13 protein-coding genes are annotated in these 16,324 nt (G+C 39.5%); 4 read left to right on the forward strand and 9 right to left on the reverse strand.

What is annotated here, in order from left to right:
• Positions 1–588 precede the first annotated feature (588 nt).
• Complete coding sequence (locus tag ACFWE9_RS06410; protein WP_230161150.1) at positions 589–1,347, forward strand: alpha/beta hydrolase; 759 nt, start codon at positions 589–591, stop codon at positions 1,345–1,347.
• A gap of 79 nt (positions 1,348–1,426) precedes the next feature.
• A complete protein-coding gene (locus ACFWE9_RS06415; RefSeq protein ID WP_230161152.1) occupies positions 1,427–1,597 on the forward strand; it encodes a CsbD family protein in 171 nt (56 codons plus the stop codon).
• Between the two features lie 66 nt (positions 1,598–1,663).
• Here the strand turns inward: ACFWE9_RS06415 and ACFWE9_RS06420 are convergent, their stop codons facing one another.
• From ACFWE9_RS06420 to ACFWE9_RS06440, 5 genes are all read right to left on the reverse strand, one after another.
• A complete protein-coding gene (locus ACFWE9_RS06420; RefSeq protein WP_230161153.1) occupies positions 1,664–2,806 on the reverse strand; it encodes a PP2C family protein-serine/threonine phosphatase in 1,143 nt (380 codons plus the stop codon).
• Between the two features lie 274 nt (positions 2,807–3,080).
• The gene (locus tag ACFWE9_RS06425) at positions 3,081–3,914 is read right to left on the reverse strand and encodes a CheR family methyltransferase (protein ID WP_230161155.1); all 834 of its coding nucleotides are present in this window, start codon (positions 3,912–3,914) and stop codon (positions 3,081–3,083) included.
• 32 nt (positions 3,915–3,946) lie between these two features.
• Positions 3,947–6,748, reverse strand: a complete 2,802-nt coding sequence (locus tag ACFWE9_RS06430; RefSeq protein ID WP_230161158.1) for a response regulator — start codon at positions 6,746–6,748, stop codon at positions 3,947–3,949.
• A 322-nt stretch (positions 6,749–7,070) separates the two neighbouring features.
• On the reverse strand, positions 7,071–8,369 hold the full coding sequence (locus ACFWE9_RS06435) for a hemolysin family protein (protein ID WP_230161278.1): 1,299 nt from the start codon (positions 8,367–8,369) through the stop codon (positions 7,071–7,073).
• A 189-nt stretch (positions 8,370–8,558) separates the two neighbouring features.
• Positions 8,559–8,930, reverse strand: coding sequence for a MerR family transcriptional regulator (locus ACFWE9_RS06440; RefSeq protein WP_230161160.1), 372 nt, complete (start codon positions 8,928–8,930; stop codon positions 8,559–8,561).
• 574 nt (positions 8,931–9,504) lie between these two features.
• Between ACFWE9_RS06440 and ACFWE9_RS06445 the strand changes: the two genes are divergently transcribed.
• Positions 9,505–9,930, forward strand: coding sequence for a DUF4395 domain-containing protein (locus ACFWE9_RS06445; protein ID WP_377356100.1), 426 nt, complete (start codon positions 9,505–9,507; stop codon positions 9,928–9,930).
• 40 nt (positions 9,931–9,970) lie between these two features.
• Here the strand turns inward: ACFWE9_RS06445 and ACFWE9_RS06450 are convergent, their stop codons facing one another.
• The 4 genes from ACFWE9_RS06450 to ACFWE9_RS06465 all read right to left on the reverse strand — a co-directional run bounded on the left by ACFWE9_RS06450 (position 9,971) and on the right by ACFWE9_RS06465 (position 14,597).
• Positions 9,971–11,722 (reverse strand): FTR1 family iron permease, encoded by a 1,752-nt coding sequence (locus ACFWE9_RS06450; protein ID WP_230161165.1) that lies wholly within the window; start codon positions 11,720–11,722, stop codon positions 9,971–9,973.
• An 85-nt stretch (positions 11,723–11,807) separates the two neighbouring features.
• The gene (gene efeB / locus ACFWE9_RS06455) at positions 11,808–13,094 is read right to left on the reverse strand and encodes an iron uptake transporter deferrochelatase/peroxidase subunit (protein ID WP_230161166.1); all 1,287 of its coding nucleotides are present in this window, start codon (positions 13,092–13,094) and stop codon (positions 11,808–11,810) included.
• Entirely contained in the window at positions 13,095–13,940 is an 846-nt protein-coding gene (gene efeO / locus ACFWE9_RS06460) for an iron uptake system protein EfeO (RefSeq protein WP_230161168.1), read from the reverse strand.
• A gap of 174 nt (positions 13,941–14,114) precedes the next feature.
• Positions 14,115–14,597 (reverse strand): MarR family winged helix-turn-helix transcriptional regulator, encoded by a 483-nt coding sequence (locus tag ACFWE9_RS06465; protein WP_230161170.1) that lies wholly within the window; start codon positions 14,595–14,597, stop codon positions 14,115–14,117.
• 129 nt (positions 14,598–14,726) lie between these two features.
• On the opposite strand from ACFWE9_RS06465, the gene ACFWE9_RS06470 reads away from it, so the two are divergent.
• Complete coding sequence (locus tag ACFWE9_RS06470; RefSeq protein WP_230161172.1) at positions 14,727–16,241, forward strand: MDR family MFS transporter; 1,515 nt, start codon at positions 14,727–14,729, stop codon at positions 16,239–16,241.
• The last annotated feature ends 83 nt before the right edge of the window (positions 16,242–16,324 follow it).

Below are 16,324 nucleotides of genomic sequence, written 5' to 3' on the forward strand. Positions count from 1 at the left end.
ATTTCTTTTAGTTAATCTACCAAAAGTGGATGAAGTTTTTTGTTTGTCGTACTTGGTGCTTATTTATATTAATCCTATTTCACTTTAAAGTCAATGCTTTTTCTATGTAATGATATATTTTATTTCCTGACCAGTTTATTAGCTTATTCTTGATCAACCATTCAAAGTCAGACAGTGCCTTTATAATAGAAAGAGTTGAAAATACACTAGGTTGTCTTGTTGTTGATTAAGTAGTATCCATCTGCCGTGGTATAAAGTAGAAATATAAAAATTCGCCTTGTCCCTCCTCTCAATCAAATCATCTTTTTCCCCTTATTACTATCGCGTCTGTCGGTTCCTTCTCCTCGGAAAAAGCATTCATCAAGGAAAATGAAGATTCCACTGCAGCGATCCACCCTATCCAGCACCATAGATAGGATATCAGGGGTTTTATGCAACATAAGCAGCTTCTTATTCTAATGAAGATAGAGATATATCCAAGTTGACTATCCAATTCCCATTATGCTAATATATAACCAAGTAATATAATCGGAATAGTTAATATTGTGCGTTTACACCTGACTTTTAAAAATTAAAGGAGATGGATATATGACAGCAGCAAAGGTAATACCAGGTGCGGAATCTTTTTTCTTACCCGGCAATTCTATCGGTATCCTCATTTGCCACGGTTTTAATGGAACACCACAAAGCGTAAGGTATTTAGGTGAAAACTTTGCTGCCAAAGGCTTTACTGTCTTCGCTCCTCGTTTGGCTGGTCACGGAACGGATGAATTTGAAATGGAAACGACCCTTTATAAGGAATGGATACATGATGTTGAAATGGCCTATGCAAAATTAAAGCGAACCTGCACCCATGTTTTTGCTATCGGACAATCGATGGGTGGCGCTCTTATCCTTGATTTAGCGACAAAGGTAGCTTGTGATGGGATTCTCACGATCAACGCCGCTCTCCAAGTTCCGGAATATGAAGTATATCGTAACCAATTGGATCCACGCTTCATTCCTGAAGGCAAAGCTGACATAAAGGACGATACCACTAAAGAAATCACCTATGACCAAGTTCCCTCTAAAGCGATTAAACAATTGCTTGATATAATGGAACATACAAGTCAACGACTCAAGAACATTACTTGTCCAATACTTATCTTCCATTCTCCAGAAGATCACGTTGTACCAGACTTATGTTCCTATCAGATATATGAAACTGTTACATCCGATGATAAGGAAATGGTATCCCTTGAAAATTCATATCATGTGGCATCAATGGATCATGATAAAGATCATATTATTGAAAAGTCTTATCAGTTCATTCAAAAGCACAGTAAAAAGGCATCAATTGCTTCGTAACCTCTTTCCTCTATACTAATTGGTTTACGTATACACTTCACGGGTATATATAGTATATAAAGAAAAGGGAGGTAACATAATGAGCGGATTATCAGACAAAGTTAAAAGTACTGTAAATAAGGTAAAAGGTGAAACGAAAGACCAAGTCGGAAACGCGAAAAATGATCCTCACTTACAAGCAGAAGGTAAAGTCGATAAATTAAAAGGCAATCTTCAAGATGACATTAGTAAATTAAAAAATAAACATTAACGAACATTCTAACAGGATCCCACACTATAGAGAAGAGGCGGCAGATAATCTGCCGCCTCTTCCTTTTCAATTAGCTTGAATAACCACAACACACATATCATCGGGTTGATCTTGCTGCATATCCGAAGGCATCACAAAATCAATAGGGGCGGTTTCTTTACAATCAAACCATCTCGTCGTGACCGCTTCTTGTATTTGGTCCAGCCCTTCCGTCCCTTCTCGATCTATAGCCTCCATGACTCCATCCGTGAATAACAGAAGCTGAATCCTTTCTTCATAATGAATGGTGGATTTCTCTATTTTCATCTCAGTGAAGAAACCAACGGGACATGTCCCTTTTGAAAGCGAGGCCACTTTTCCATCATCCATTAAAGCAAAGCCTGGGGGATGTCCAGCATTAACATATTCCACCGTTTTTTGCTCTGTATCTATGATCATATATATCGCGGTAAAATAATAATGCACTTGGTTGTCTTCCTTGTTAAGGATACTCATCCAATGATTCATTTCATTTATGACTGCAACTGGATCCGTATGCGTTCTAATGGCATCCCTCAAAACGGATGAAATGAACATACACACAAGGGAGGCGGAAATGCCATGCCCCATCATGTCCAACAGGATGATCCCATAACGATTTTCATCAATACGATGCCAATAGTACATATCCCCTGCTAATTTATTTGCGGGCAAGTAGGATGCTCTTATGGTTAAATGATCACCTACAATGGGCTCACTTAACAAGCTGCTTTGAACCTGCATGGACAGATCCAATTCGTTGCGAATTTTTTCATCCTGCGTTTTATGCCAATCTTTTTCATATTTAAGCCTTAACCCTACGCGTATTCTCGCGAGTAAATCTATTTTATTTATAGGCTTCATAATATAATCGATTCCGCCCACATCAAGTGCTTCGGCCACTTTGTTTGAATCTTCGAGAGCGGTCACAAAAATAACGGGTATATCTTTAAGGTGAGGAATGCTTTGAAGTCTTCTGCATGCCTCTATCCCATCGATCTCCGGCATCATGATATCAAGAAGAATGATGTCAACGGAAGTCTCTTTTGGTTGCGGACTATCCACCTGTAAATATTCAAACATCTCAACAGCTGAAGTTAATGATAGAAAATCCGTATAGCCAGCCCGTTTTAAAATTTTCTCTATAACGAAAAGGTTTACCTGGTTATCATCTACGATTAAAATCGTCATTCTTTCATTCCCCTTTTGGCTTATATCGAGCGGCAACATTATCTTTATATAGGATCAGTACATTAATAAAGCTCCCATAACGTGTTTATTTCTATTTTATTATAACGAAATGTAGGCTCTAATAATAATAATAGACCACGATGGCAGTTATGCTTGCAGACTAACTTCTTGTATATTCCCTTTCCTTTCGCACCATAAACATAAAAATATAAAAAAACTGAAAAATTCTCTAAATAAAAAAGAAAGAGTCCGCATATAAGCGAACTCTTTCCTTTTATAATTTCCGATAAATTCGTTCTTTTGAGTCAAAGTCCTCATATTCTTCCAAAAAGGTTGATGAATGAAGTGTTTCCTTGCTCCCAACTGCAAGGAATCCATCTTTACATAGACTGTCATAAAACAATTGTTTAACATAGGTCTGCAATTCACCGGTAAAGTAAATCATCACATTCCTGCACATGATGATATGAAACTCATTGAACGAACCATCAGTAACTAAATTATGCTGGAAAAACACAATGTTTTTAAGAAGACTCGAATCAAGATAAGCATTTTGATAATCGGTTGTGTAATACTCCGAAAATTCCTGGTTACCGCCAGCGTGCATATAGTTTTTCGTATAAGACTGCATTCTATTTAAAGGTAGTATTCCTTTTTCCGCGTGACGGAGGACATCTTCATTCATATCGGTCGCATAAATCCTTGCCTTATCATAAAGCCCTTCTTCCTTAAGGATGATGGCCATGGAGAAGGCTTCTTCACCAGTCGAACAACCCGCATGCCAAATTCTGATTTCGGGAAGGTTTTTCAAAAGCGGAACAATATTCAAACGAAAAGCTTTAAAGAATTCCGGGTCGCGAAACATCTCAGTGACGTTTATCGAAAAATCCTTCAAAAGCTTCTCAACATACCCTTTTTCATATAAAACCATTTCAATCATTCCGCTAATTCTGCGAATATGGTCCAGCCTCATTCGATTTTCGATTCTTCTTTTAATTGAAGTACGCATATATTTGCGAAAGTCAAAGCCGGAAACAGAATAAATCGCCTGTAACAATAATTCGATTTCTATATCTTCACGTTCTTCAACAGTTAAAGTATCCTTCATGCAAAACCTTCCTTACCCGTTCTATCAATCAATTAATCAGTCAGCCATACCCTCAGAACCGATAGTAACTGATCTAATTTTAATGGCTTGCTGACATAATCGGACGCGCCGGCCTTCAGGCATTTTTCCCTATCGCCCTTCATCGCTTTGGCAGTTAGCGCGATGATTGGAAGACTCTCGAACTTATTCTGCTCGCGAATTCTAGTCATCGTTTCGTAACCGTCCATGCCTGGCATCATGATGTCCATTAATATTGCATCTATATTATTTCCTTTTTCAAGGAGTTCCAAACATTCATAGCCGTTTTCAGCTGTAAGGATTTTCATTCCCTCGTGCTTCAGGGCATTTTTCAGCGCAAATATATTTCGGTGGTCATCATCGACGACAAGTACTGTTTTATTGCAGAAAGGTTTTGCCTCATTCGGACTTTCTTCATTTTTTATTCCTGCATCAGATTCTTTCTGATCGTCAAAAGGTGCAGCAGACTCATCATGGTTAGCTGCTGCCACTTCTGGAGAAGCAGCTATTGCTTCACCAACATTTTTGAAGCCATCTGGCATGCTTGGAATAAAGAAAGTAAAGGTACTGCCATGCCCCTCTTCACTATCTACAATGACCCAGCCTCCCAAGAGTTTAGCAAACTCCCGGCAAATGGATAGCCCAAGACCTGTTCCTCCATATTTTCTCATTGTAGCTCCGTCACCCTGTTGGAACGCCTCAAAGATAATTTTTTGCTTTTCTTTTGAAATTCCGATGCCGGTATCCGTCACCTTGATTTCAACCCAATTGCTTGCTCCTTTTGTCTGTATCCATTGAGCAACATTTTCTTCCTCAGCTTTTTTGATTCTGACAGTAACTGAACCTTTTTCTGTGAATTTAAACGCATTGGATAACAAGTTTTTCAAAATTTGCTGGAAGCGTTGTTCATCCGTAAAGAAAATATCCGGAACATTTTTATCTTTTTCTATTTTAAAGTCAATGTTCTTTTTCTTCGCTACATGGTCGAAGTTACGATGCAATAACTCAGGGAGTTCACTCATATTCATTTCGTCAAAGACCACTTCGAGCTTTCCAACTTCAACTTTGGATAAATCCAAAATATCATTGATCAACGTTAATAAATCTTGGCCCGATGAGTTAATAACACGGGCGAATTCCTGTTGCTCTTCATTTAATTTACTTTCATTTGTATCAGAAAGCATTTCTGATAAGATCAAAATACTATTGAGCGGTGTCCGCAATTCATGGGACATATTTGCCATGAACTCCGATTTATATTTTGAACTTAACTTTAATTCTTCCGCTTGTTTTTCAAGGTTTAGTTTTGTAACTTGAAGCTCTTTCGATTTATCTTCAGTTTCACGGTTTCTCTCTTCCAATTGTTCATTGATCATTCGTAACTCTTCAGCCTGTGTTTGCAGTTCCTCTGATTGGGCTTGCATTTCCTCTGACTGTGATTGCAATTCTTCTGATTGAGCCTGTAACTCTTCGGTCTGTGCCTGTGATTCTTTCAATAAACGCTCAATTTCCATCCGGCCCTCTACATTATTAATCGTGATGCCTAGAGTATCGAGAACCTGATATAGAAAATGTTTTTGCATCTGCGTAAAGTCTTCCAAACTTGCCAATTCGACCATCGCTGCAACTTCATCCTCAAAAACGACTGGCGCTATGACAATGCTTTTCGGGTTGACTTCACCTAGCCCTGTTGTAACCAACTGGAAGTTTTCAGGGATATCGTTAATGACTTTCGATTTCTTTTCAAGGGCACATTGTCCAATCAAACCCTCTCCCAATCTGAATTCACGTCTGCCTGAGTCCTTGCCATCTCCTGCAAAGCTGGCAAGCTTCACAAAACGCATATCGTCACCCTGACCTCGCTTGACGTAAAAAGCTGCGATTGAAGCTCCCATCATCGGTGCAAGTCTTGTAATGAACCGGTCAGCCAGAACTTCCACATCGACAATGCGCTGATACATGGTGGCCATATCCGCAACACGGGTCTGAATCCAGTTCTGCTCACTGATCTTTTCAGTGAAATCTTTCTCTTTTTGATTATAGACTTCGAGCGATTCCGCCATATCATTAAAGGACCGGGCGATATCACCAATCTCATCATTCGTTCGAACCGGTATTCTTGGTACTACCGATAAATTTTTAAAATCGATATTATTGATGACCTTCGTAATGGACAGCAGATCCTTTGAAGTACTACGAATCATCCAAACAACCGTAACAGAAATAACTAAAATGCTTAGAATAACAGCAAAAATTACAAAACCAATCATATCTTCATAGGTTTGTTTCGAATTACTTAAGGTATCATTCATGACACCTTCTTGGTAATCTTTAAAGTCATCCATTGTACTGATGACTTTCGTCCGTTTTTCCCTTTGATCATCCATCAAATTGGAAAGACTATCCGAAGCGTCTCCCGCTTGTATCTTTTGAATGATTTCAGCCTCTGTTATGGAGTAAGAAGCATATTGAGTTTCGAACTCTTTCAATAATTGCTTTGCTTTTACCTTATTTAATGAACCTGATAAACCAGCAATTTTTGATTCAATCAAACTATGATTCTCATTGATGATTTCAAGGCTTTTTGCTCTTTCTTCTTTGTTTGCATCATTTGCAGCGAACAAAATTTCACGGTCCGACCTTGAAAACAGCTGACGAATTTCCATCGAAGCTTGAACTTTTTCATAGCGATTTTCAACGATTTCAGTCATGCTGCTTTTTAAATTGTTAAGCGTAAACATCATGAAAGAAAGTAATATAGCCAAGAAAAGCAAGATTAAACCGAATCCTAACATTTGCTTCTTCTTAAAACCCATTTTCCCCCCACCTTCAATACTTATTTATAAACAGCCAGTAATAAACGGCAGTGCAAAATAAATCTTTATACTATCAATCAGTAATACTTCATTTCCTTATATGCTTTCATTTAACATGATATATAGATAGATTCATTGCTCAAACTCCATTTTAACATTTTCCAACATAGAATGGTTATCTACAGGGTTATTTAATATGAATTCATTTTCCAATTAAGTGGAAGTCTGCCTTTGCCATGGTCATAAAAAACCAAAGGTCATTCAATATGAACGCATAAAAAAAACCGAAAATTTCACTTTCGGTTTTTTATTGCGGTCCTGTTTATTGAGTTTTCTTTACTTCAACATATAAAACATGGTGGCCGTCCATTTCCTTTACGGTAAATTCATATCCGGCGTATTCAATTTTATCCCCGACCGCAATCTCAAATCTTCCTGTCAGGAACCATCCGCCCAATGTATCGATATCTTCCTCTGGCAAATCTATCGCAAGGGTATCATTGACATCTTCAACTAATGTTTTTGCGTTGAATACATAATGTCCCTCATCAATTTTTTGAATAAGCGGACGTTCATCTTGGTCAAATTCATCACGTATTTCCCCGACAATTTCTTCAAGAATGTCTTCCACCGTAACCAAACCTGCAGTTCCACCATATTCATCTGTCAAAACTGCCATATGAATCCGTTCCTTCTGCATTTTCAGCAGCAGATCATGAATGGCGATCGTTTCAAGAACACGAATGACAGGAGTAACAAATGAATCAACCGTCAATGCTGATACATTTTCTTCTGTAATCGTCGCGGTATAAAGACGCTTGATATTGACCATGCCCACGACATTATCTTTATCACCGTCAATGACCGGGTATCTTGTGTATTGCTCCTCTTGAATCAGTTCAACAACTTCCAATAAAGGCATGCCCTTTTCAATAACAGTCATTTCCGTACGCGGAACCATTATTTCATTGGCTATACGCTCATCAAATTCAAATATCTGATTTACATATTTGTATTCCGATTGATTGATCTCACCGCTTTTATAGCTTTCTGATAAAATGATGCGCAGTTCCTCTTCCGAGTGGGCCATTTCGGACTCAGAAGCCGGCTTTAAACCGAATATGCCTGTTAGGACACGGGCAGAACCATTCAGTAACCATATAAAAGGATACAAAATGCGGTAAAAGAGGATTAATGGCTTGGAAAAAAGTAAGGTTACTTCTTCCGCTTTTTGAATCGCAACAGTTTTTGGCGCCAGTTCCCCTACTACAACGTGCAGGAATGTTACAGAACCAAATGCGATTATGAATGAGATGATGTGACCTACGGATTCCTCTAATCCCCATTTAGTGAACAACGGTTTTAAAATTGCCTCAACGGTCGGTTCACCTAACACCCCTAAGCCTAATGCCGTTACAGTAATACCTAATTGACAGGCAGATAAGTACTCATCGATATGAGTCGTCACTTTCTTGGCTGCAAGTGCATTTCTATGCCCTTCTTCAATCAATTGGTTGATGCGGGAACTTCTGACCTTTACGATTGCAAATTCCGAGGCAACGAAAAATGCGGTTAATGCTATTAATACAGCTACTGCTAATAATTTTATAAAAATCTCCAATATGTGCGGGTTGACCATGAAAGACCTGCCCTTATTACATTTGGACTGGACATACACGGTTTAATCCCAAGCACCTCCTGTATAAATGGTTATTTTTGTTCCAAAAAGCGATTGCCTTATAACAAAACCATTTAGCCTATATCGTTAATATGCACCTTTATGCATTAAACTATAGGGAATAAATTTGAATCATACTAGCAAAACTAATAATGATTGGATCAAGGCCATGCTTTCATGGGAAATCTGTTTTTTTAGAAGAAGCTCATTTTTTTCGTCCTTTTTAATCAGGCTGATGACCTCTTGAATTTCCTCGTTCAGGCCATCCATTTTGTGTTTCAGTTGAAGCCCTGTTTCTTCAATTGCTAATGCAGCTTCCTTGTCTTGTTTCATTATTTTTTTTATGTCTTCTAATGAAAGGTTTTTTCTTTTATATCCCTCGATCAAGCGTAGCCTTTCAAGTTCACCGACTGAATAATAACGGTAATTGGAGGCGGAACGTTCTGCTTTAAGCAAACCTAAATTCGTATAATAATCAACGGTTCGTTTCGTAACATTAGCCATTTCCGCCAACTCGCCAATTTTTAATGTCTCGTTCCCAATATAACCCCTCCAAACCGTCGCGTGATGGTTTAGACAAATTGATTATGTCATTTCCACCGTGACGTTTTATTCTATCCTCTAATCGTACATTATTTTAACTGAAATGAAAAATATTTATTATTGGATAAACAGATATTATATTGCTTTATCTATCCCCTTCATGGGAAAACAAAAAACCGATTAATTGAATAATCGGTTTAATCTATGATTTGACCTATGGATTTTATTTTTTAATTGTTAAATGATTGCTCAATATTTTAGGACCGCACTGGCATAGGGAAGAATGCTTTAGTTTTTTTATTGGTGTCCCGCATGTTTCACAGACTTTTGCTACCATTTATACTGTCCTCCCAACTTTAATAATGCTTGTTAAATATTATTATACCACCTTTCAAGTGATAATCAATACTAAATTAAAATTATTATAAACAAGAGGTAAGACTTTTCATTTTCACCTTTTTAAAGCATCTCACTTCACAAGTGATTATAATAAAGATAAAATGTAACAAAACTCATCAGGAAGGTTGGTATTAGTATGACGAATGAGATCCGCTCAATCCCCCGTCCCTTGGTCCGAACGAATCAATGGGTCATTTTATTAAGCGTAACCACTGCCTTATTAACGGGGCAAATATGGATATTACTGATTCCTTTAGCAGCAGGACTTTCAGGTCTTCTCTTTCATTTCAATCTAGTTATGCGTCTTGCAAAGCTCTTTCTGAAAAAAAAGCCCTCCGATTATATTCCTGAAGATCATTCACAGCAACAGTTCAACCAGGTTATTGCCGTCGTTTGCTTAGGTCTCGGATTAATTTCTTTCTTGCTTGGTTGGACCTTAGTCGGTTATATCTTCACTTTGATGGTCGGATTAGCTTCCCTCATAGCCATTCTTGGATTCTGCATCGGCTGCTTTATCCTTTTTCAGTGGAAACGATATTCCCATCAACGATCTCTTCACTAAAACTAAAAAGATGGGACTGACATACGACAGTCCCATCTTTTTATTCGGATGCATGTAAAGAATTGCTCCTTTTAACCCAATAAGTTGCCAACACGATCAAAAGAATTAAAACAGCTTGCGGCACCAGCGTTTCCACTGTTGGATAAAGACCTATCCATTCTACGAACGGGAAGGAGCTGATTGTATTTGTCTGTATCACTTGCGAAACCTGGAGCGAATGGATAGAGACGCCAAGAATCTTGAAAGCTAAGGCATATATGAGTATCGTTGCCACTTTAAAGAATAGGGTCATCGGTAATTTCACACTGTAGCGCAGCATGATGAAACCAATGACCAATAAAATGAGGAAGGCCAAGAGTATTCCGCTCAGTAGCTGCTTTAATTCCATATAAGGCGCCATTCCAGCATAAAAAATAATGGTCTCCGCCCCTTCACGGAATATGGATAAAAAGCTAATAAGCGCGAAAGAAAGGATACTTCCCGTTGCAATGGCGTGGTTCATTTGCTTGCCGATATACCTGTTCCATGCATGGACATTCGATTTACTATGAAGCCAAAGACCAATTGTCAACATCATCAATACCGCTATTACCCCAGTGATTCCCTCAATATATTCCCGGCTTGACGCAGCCGTAATCTGAGAGAAAACAATATTGATAATGACCGCCAATACGGAGCTGGCAACCAAGCCTGCACCAACCCCTGTCCAAATCCATTTTTGTTTGTCCGCTTGTCCAATTTTCTTTAGGAAAGACAATAATGTAGCTACAATCAAAAGTGCTTCTAACCCTTCACGTAAAAGTATCAGTGCGGCATCCCATGTTGTATAACTCGTATCATCAATCAAGGGGAGTAACCTTGTATTTAAATCGGATACGATTCCCTTCGCTTCCTCAGCCTTTACTTTTTTCGATTGCAATAAGCTGATTGCGGTAGGGACTTTCGTTTCCATATCGCTGTAAAGCTTGCTGTCCCTTGTTGAGACCTCTCCTTCGACATTAGGCCAAATCGTTAAAATTTTGTTTAACTGATCAACCGCCGAATCGATGTCATCCTTATCAATATTCGTTACACTTCCTTGTAAGAGCTGCGTTACATCTCCAAGTGAATAGGTCTTCTGACTTCCTTCTGCAACCTTACCAGCAAGGAAATCCTCCAATAGACCTTTCAATTCAGCCAGGCTCTTTTTGGCTTTATCCGAATCAGGCGGATCTTGTGTAATGGCTATTCGCACAAAGGCCATATTTGTCTCAATTTCACCATATGTAGCAACACTTTTCTCCCTTATAACGACCTCTGCGTCGGTCCATTGATTCAGCAAGTTCGTATATTGAACTTTGGCTTGATCAAAGTCACCTTCCGTTATCAAAGCGTCCAACTCATCTATTAAAGGGATTATCGCTTGTAACCGATCATTATAGTCCGTCTTGTCAACAGGGTTTTCATTCGTATCATATGTAACAAGAGCACTAGATAATGCCGATAGTCGCTTTTTGATTTCATCTTTGTTGGCTTGATCTCTCACAGCACTTTTTACGGCGGATAGTTGCGTATCGACTTTCTTTGCATCTTCGCTGTCCGTTTTAATCGCTTTCCAATCTTTCTCGAATCGATCGATATTTTTCGATACTTCTTCAAGATCCCCGGCTTTTACCTTCATTAAACTATCGCCGATATAAACAAAAAGCTGATCATGGTTTTCACCCGCTGAAACAATCCTTACAGGAGATGAAATTAATAAAAGACCGACTATTAAAATCAATATCCCACTCTTCCATTTAGAAACAGTCATACTGATCCCTCCTATCATGAACTAAAATCGCCAACCCGGATAAGCATCCATGCTGGCGATTTCACGTCCTCGTTTTATATTCCATTTATCTAAAAAGGGAATCTCCAATATACCCGCCCTTTTGCGCACCTGGTAGACAAGCGAACATGGCGCTCCCCCGGTGAACGATATATTCATTAAGCTTATCATTTTTCGCTAGTCGCTCCTGTATAGGAATGAATTGTTTACTAGGTCTGCGCTGAAAACAAATGAATAGCAGGCCCGCATTGAAACTTCCCGTCTTAGGATCCATTCCGTCTGCATATGAATAAGGACGCCGCAGTATCTTTGCTTTTCCGTCACCCTTGGATAGACTCATATGCGAATCTTCTGGAATGATCCGATTTCCATTTGGATCTTTGGCTTCTAAATCCACGCTATCAAACTCTTTTTTCATCCCTAGTGGAGCTCCGCTGTCGCGATGTCGCCCAAACGTATTTTCTTGCTCCCTCAATACGGTACGATCCCAAACCTCAATGTACATCTGAATTCGGCGCACTACCATATAACTGCCGCCAACAAGCCAGTCAGGCCCGTCCCCTGCCTTTACCCATACATGCTCATTCATTTCACTGCTATTATTCGTATCTGGATTGACAGTCCCATCCTTAAACCCGAATAAGTTACGCGGTGTCGTTTTTTGTGAATCGGCTTGCTTAGTTCGTTGAAAACCTGTCTGTGCCCAATGAATGATCACTTTCCCTCTTCCGATTCTCACTAAGTTTCGGACGGCATGAAAAGCGACTTGAAGGTCATCTGCACAGGCCTGAATACAAATATCCCCACCGTTCCATGAATCTTCTAAGGCATCTAAAGGGAATTTGGGCAAGTCCTTTAATTCAGCAGGGCTTTTAGATTTCAAACCAAATCGATCTTTGCCATCTTTCGAAAACAGTGTCGGACCCACTCCAAAAGTTATCGTTAAATTGGAAGGTGATAATTCCTTTGCTTCCCCCGTATCTTTTGGAGGCATATTAGCATTAAGGGATGCTTCACCAATCAAATTTCCCGCCGTCATCTGAGCAGCAGCCTCTGTCCAGTCCTTAAATAATTGGATTAAGTCGGACCTTTTATCTGTCGTAACTTCCAATGATGCAAAATAAAGGTTATCCTGCGTTTCAGTGGTGATGCCAGCTTGATGAGCACCATAAAAGGGGACGACATCTTTAGTTTGCCCCTTTGCCTTTGAATCTGAAAGAGTTAACAACCCACCTAATCCAGATGCTCCTACCATGACTCCGATTCCACCGACTCCTGCTGTCTTTAACATATTTCGACGACTTACTTTTTTAGTAAAAAGCTCGATTTCGTCATTCGGCGTTTTATCTTTCAATTATGATTCCTCCGTTACAATCCCTATTTGCGAAAGTGGTTCAGCTAATGCATCAATGGCTTGGCTTAACTCTTTCACTTCGGACTCTTTTAAATCCGTATAAGAGATATAGCCATCACCATCTTTATGCTTTTCAAGTAAGCCGTATACATCGTCAAAACGTTGTTGGATTTCCGAAGCAAGCTTCTCATCCTTTTCTTTAAGTGCGGGTGTCAACAGTTCGTAAATTTTTTCTGCACCTTCAACATTTGCCACGAAATCATATAAATCCGTATGAGAGTATCGGTCTTCTTCTCCCGTAACTTTACTGGTAGAAACTTCATTCAATAAATCGACCGCACCTGTGATTAACAAATCCGGTGTTACCTCAACCGTTTCAACTTTGGCACGAAGCAGATTGACATCACTCATTAATTGCTTGGCATATTTCTCGTACCCTTTGGTTGTGTTTTCTTCCCATAATCCCATTTCGATTCGGTGGTAACCGCCCCACTCTTCATCTTTGACGTCCCCTTTGCGAGCATCAATTTTGGGATCAAGGTCACCAAATACTTCGGCAATCGGTTCCGCTCTTTCATAATGCATACGGGCTGGAGCATATACTTCCTTCGCCTTTTCAATATCACCAGTTGAAACAGCCGTCGTAAATTCTTCCGTTGCTTTTACAAACTCTTCTATTTCACCAATCGCATATTCACGGTACTCACTAGATACATCATCGAGCTTGCTTGCACTCGTTTCTTTGGCGTTATCATCTGCCGGCTTAGTATCTTCCTTTTCCTGCGAACAGCCAAATAATAGGCTGGTTGATAGTAAGACTGCTAATGACGCTTTTGCTTTCTTCATATTGTATTCTCCCTTTGAATTGTTTTGTAGATTCATATTAGCAGATAATGAAAATCATTATCAATATATATTTTATTGGAAATGTAACATTTTTCATTTCCTTCGAAAATCTTCACCCATGTGACCTTTTCCTTCCCTACAAAAAGCGCCCCTACTTTCAAGGTAGCCTTCATATCAGCTACCTTCACGCTCACTCATTAACTTGTCATTTTCTTTGTCCATGATTTTTGTGATATCCTCAACAAATTGAATGATAAATTTTAACTCTTGCTCACTATAAACGGAACATAAATTTTTGGTGGCACTGGAGAGCGATTGATAGTGTGATTTAATCTGATCCTGTCTTTCGGAAATCGGTGCAATCATAACCCGTCTTCCATCATTTTGATCTCGTTCTCTTTTAACATACCCGGATATCTCAAGGCGATTGATCAATGCGGTAACAGAACCCGTACTCAATCCTGTAATTTTGGATAGTTCACCAGCGGTTATCGGTCCTGTTTCATTCAATATTTCAGCAGTCTTTAAGTCTGTATGGGTCACCCCTATTTTCTGCGCCATGTTTTGTTGAAATAAAACAGATCTCATCCCATACCGTTGCAAGCTATGTGTTAAACTCTCTAACAGAACTGAATTGACCCCATTATCGCTTGACATAAAATGCCACCCCTTTTACACTTGAATTTATCTTGATTTTCAAGATAAATGTTTGGATTTATCTTAACGTTAGCCTTTCAACCATGTAAAGGAAAATCATGAAGTGGTTGATACGAAGGAGGAAAATAAATGAACGAACAAAAAAACCAAAAATTCATTGTTACCGGTTTATTATTGGGTATCTTAATGTCAGCAATGGATAATACGATTGTTGCGACTGCAATGGGAACGATTGTTTCTGAATTAGGCGGGTTTGATAAGTTTGTATGGGTGACGTCTGCCTATATGGTCGCCACGATGGCAAGCATGCCTATTTTCGGTAAGCTTTCCGACATGTATGGACGAAAAAGGTTTTTTATTTTTGGTCTCATAGTCTTTTTAATCGGTTCCGCTTTATGTGGCATGGCGCAAAGCATAGTGCAGTTAAGTATCTTCCGTGCAATCCAAGGGATAGGCGGAGGCGCTTTGATGCCAATTGCCTTTACCATCATTTTTGATATTTTCCCGCCTGAGAAACGCGGAAAATTAACAGGCCTTTTCGGCGCTGTTTTTGGGGCCTCTAGCGTATTGGGCCCGCTATTAGGTGCTTATATTACCGAATATTCGAGCTGGAATTGGATTTTCTACGTCAATGTTCCGATTGGAATCATTTCTTTATTTTTCATTTGGAGATATTACATGGAGTCAGCCAACACACGAGAGCAGAAAATCGATTGGGGTGGCGCAGCAACTCTCGTCATTGCGGTTATTAGCTTAATGTTTGCGCTCGAACTGGGCGGAGAGTATGGTTGGGGTTCTTATCCTATCATCGGTCTGTTTGCTAGCTTTGTGGTTTTCTTCGTTTCTTTCTTCTTTTTCGAAAAAAGAGCAAAGGATCCAATCATTTCATTATGGCTGTTTAAAAGGCGATTGTTTGCCACTTCTCAAATTTTGGCCATTCTTTATGGCGGTACATTCATTATTTTAACCGTCTATATCCCAATTTTCGTACAGGCAGTTTACGGGGGGTCCGCCACAAATGCCGGATTGATCCTCACCCCCATGATGCTTGGTTCTGTATTCGGAAGTGCAATTGGCGGGATCTTCAATACAAAGACAAGCTTTCGCAACTTAATGACGATTTCCGTCATCTGTTATTTTGCAGGGATGCTCCTATTAGGGACCATTACCCCTGATACAAGCAGGACTTTATTAACCTTGTACATGATTCTGACTGGTTTTGGCATGGGCTTTTCCTTCTCCCTTTTACCTATTGCCTCCATTCATAATTTGGAACCGAGATTCCGGGGATCGGCCAACTCAACAAACTCATTCCTCCGGTCCTTTGGGATGACACTCGGTGTCACGATATATGGAGCGATTCAGAACAATGTATTCACAAGCAAAATGACGGATGCATTTAAAGGGATGCAAGGAGGCCCAGATACAAACGGATTGATGGAGGACCCACGTCAGCTCTTCGAGTCGAATGCACGTGCCGAGATTCCGGACTTTGTCTTGGATAAAATTGTTCATGCAATGTCCGATTCGATTTCATTAATATTCACCCTGGCCCTCATTCCGATCGGACTTGCAGCGATCACCGTGTTCTTTATGGGAAAAACAAGAGTAGAAACACCTCCAAAAGAGGAATCAGTACAATAAACAAAAAAGCGCTGGACCTCCAGCGCTTTTTTTGTTGGTTTTCATCGCTTCTATATAAATAGGGGTAAAGATTGCCGAAAAAT

Origin of the sequence: Peribacillus sp. NPDC060253, from assembly GCF_042727425.1 — a bacterium.
In the GTDB taxonomy this organism is placed as follows: Bacteria; Bacillota; Bacilli; order Bacillales; family DSM-1321; genus Peribacillus.

Coding starts and splice junctions, on each gene's coding strand:
- ACFWE9_RS06410 (WP_230161150.1), top strand. CDS start 589: ATGACAGCAGCAAAGGTAATACCAGGTGCGGAATCTTTTTTCTTACCC.
- ACFWE9_RS06415 (WP_230161152.1), top strand. CDS start 1,427: ATGAGCGGATTATCAGACAAAGTTAAAAGTACTGTAAATAAGGTAAAA.
- ACFWE9_RS06420 (WP_230161153.1), bottom strand. CDS start 2,806: ATGACGATTTTAATCGTAGATGATAACCAGGTAAACCTTTTCGTTATA.
- ACFWE9_RS06425 (WP_230161155.1), bottom strand. CDS start 3,914: ATGAAGGATACTTTAACTGTTGAAGAACGTGAAGATATAGAAATCGAA.
- ACFWE9_RS06430 (WP_230161158.1), bottom strand. CDS start 6,748: ATGGGTTTTAAGAAGAAGCAAATGTTAGGATTCGGTTTAATCTTGCTT.
- ACFWE9_RS06440 (WP_230161160.1), bottom strand. CDS start 8,930: ATGGCTAATGTTACGAAACGAACCGTTGATTATTATACGAATTTAGGT.
- ACFWE9_RS06445 (WP_377356100.1), top strand. CDS start 9,505: ATGACGAATGAGATCCGCTCAATCCCCCGTCCCTTGGTCCGAACGAAT.
- ACFWE9_RS06450 (WP_230161165.1), bottom strand. CDS start 11,722: ATGACTGTTTCTAAATGGAAGAGTGGGATATTGATTTTAATAGTCGGT.
- efeO (WP_230161168.1), bottom strand. CDS start 13,940: ATGAAGAAAGCAAAAGCGTCATTAGCAGTCTTACTATCAACCAGCCTA.
- ACFWE9_RS06465 (WP_230161170.1), bottom strand. CDS start 14,597: ATGTCAAGCGATAATGGGGTCAATTCAGTTCTGTTAGAGAGTTTAACA.
- ACFWE9_RS06470 (WP_230161172.1), top strand. CDS start 14,727: ATGAACGAACAAAAAAACCAAAAATTCATTGTTACCGGTTTATTATTG.